Annotated in this window: 2 protein-coding genes and 1 pseudogene; 1 reads left to right on the top strand and 2 read right to left on the bottom strand. The window is 69.0% G+C overall.

Annotated elements, in window-relative coordinates; translation table 11 throughout:
• On the top strand, positions 1 to 308 hold a 308-nt coding region (locus tag AC2VOP_RS08245; protein ID WP_486960509.1), incomplete at its 5' end, for a hypothetical protein.
• Between the two features lie 13 nt (positions 309 to 321).
• Here AC2VOP_RS08245 and AC2VOP_RS08240 read toward each other — a convergent pair.
• Both AC2VOP_RS08240 and AC2VOP_RS08235 read right to left on the bottom strand, forming a co-directional pair.
• Positions 322 to 1,770 carry an adenylate/guanylate cyclase domain-containing protein gene (locus tag AC2VOP_RS08240; protein ID WP_486960510.1) on the bottom strand — a complete coding sequence of 483 codons (1,449 nt, stop codon included), beginning with the start codon at positions 1,768 to 1,770 and terminating at the stop codon, positions 322 to 324.
• A gap of 46 nt (positions 1,771 to 1,816) precedes the next feature.
• Positions 1,817 to 1,914, bottom strand: a pseudogene (locus AC2VOP_RS08235) (polysaccharide deacetylase family protein); the annotation flags it as partial.

Raw genomic sequence — 1,914 nt, 5'->3', positions numbered from 1 at the left:
GAACCACAGGCGACATCGACGCGGCTGCCCGCCGCTACCAGCGCCGGCACCGGCGTAGTCTGGCGCCGCATCAGATGATGAACATCCACTTCAGCCGGACCCGCCGGCTCAACAGTGTGCAGCGGCTGCTCTACGCGGGCGCCGCTCGCGACCCGAAAGTAGCCGCCGCCGTGCTCGCAGTCGGCGCGCGCGACCGTTCCCCCCTCACACTGACCACCCCGGCCATGCTCGTGCGTGCGGTCCTGACCGCGCGCCGGCCACTGCCGGCCGTCGCGAACCTCGCCGCGCAGCCCACCGCCGGTTGCTAGCGACCCTTGGTCGCTAGCCCGCGGGCGCCGAGACGTGGGTCGCTTCGGAGCGCCCGCGCAGCACGGTGGAATAACGTTCGGTCCAGTGCGCCCGCTCGTCCCCGCCGGCCCGGTCTATGGCCGCGGCCGAACACAGGATCCGCCGGTCGGAGGTCTTGGCGAGGTCGGCCAGCCGCGCGGCCTCGTTGACGGCATCGCCGATCACCGTGTACTCGTAGCGGTTTTCGGCACCGATATTGCCGGCGAAGACGCGGCCCGCCGAGACCCCGATGCCGAAGTCGACGACCGGAAGCCGACGCAGTTGGGTGCCCAACGCGCGAGCCGTCGCCAGCGCGGCCGACGCCGGTTCACCGGTCCGTAGCGGCGCCCCGAAGACTGCCAGTGCGGCGTCGCCCGCGAATTTATTGATCAGCCCCTGATGTTGGTCGACGGCGTCGACGACGATCCGGAAGAAGTCGTTCAGCACGTTGGCCACTTCTTGCGGGGGCCGGCTTTCGGCCAGCTGGGTCGAGCCAACCAGGTCGATGAACAGGACGGCCGCCTCGACCACATCACCCGACAGCGACGCGCCTTCTTCGATGGCACGCTGCGCAACGTCGGCTCCGACGTGACGCCCGAACAGGTCACGCAGCCGGTCCCGCTCGGCGAGCCCGGCGACCATCCTGTTGAATCCCGCTTGCAGACGCCCGATTTGGGAGCGTTCGTACACCCCCACATAGGTGCCGATGCGGCCATGCTCAACCTCGGCCATCGCGTCGACGACCTCGCTGAGCGGGTCCGAAATGGATCTCGACGTCAGGATCATCGTGGGCAACCCGAGGAGCAGGGCGGCCAGCGCCACCACCAGGATGGGCACATCCAGCGACGCGGACTTCGGGAAGAGCCAGCCGTGGGAGCGCAGGACGACGAAAACGGCGATGACGCCGACGGGAAGCGCGCTGCACAAGAACCACAGCATGATCAGTCGCGCGGCCACGCCGGGCACCGCCACCCGCGGCTCACCGCCGCGCGCGGCGGCCCCCATGATCGGCCGCACGATGCGTTGCGTGAGCAGCAGACCGGTGCCCGCGGCGGCCGAGCCACCGAACAGCATGCCGAGCAGTATGGACACCAGCAGCGCCGTTCCGGCAGACCGATTCACCAACAGCGAGATTCCGCCCGTCACCCCCCAGGCCGCGAACAGGATGGTTGCCTGGTGGCGCGCGAGCTTCATTGCGGCGTCCTGCTGATCCGGGTTGGGTTCCTCCCCGGCGACAAACCATCGCAACGTGGGAGCGACGTTCAGCATGCCCGCCACCGCGACGCCGACGACACCCAATACGCCCAATACCACTACCGTCACCGCTTCGTTCCTGGCGAAGGTCACCGAGATGTAAGTGCCGAGCGGGATCAAGATGGCCGACGCATCCAGCAGCCCGATGACGTACGCCACGGCGAGGTCGGTCCCGTATTGGATCGACAACCTGCGGGCGGACTTGGGCTGCCCTGCACCGGTTGCTGCCACGGCGCTAGGCACCGTTGTTCGGCCCGCCCGAGTTCTGGCCCGGGATGTCGGTGATCGGGAAATTGGGCATCGGCCGCGGTGACGGCGTGTCGGGCAGCGGCG

It is taken from the genome of Mycobacterium sp. TH-M106 (assembly GCF_057473765.1).
This window is presented reverse-complemented; position numbering and strand designations above follow the sequence as displayed.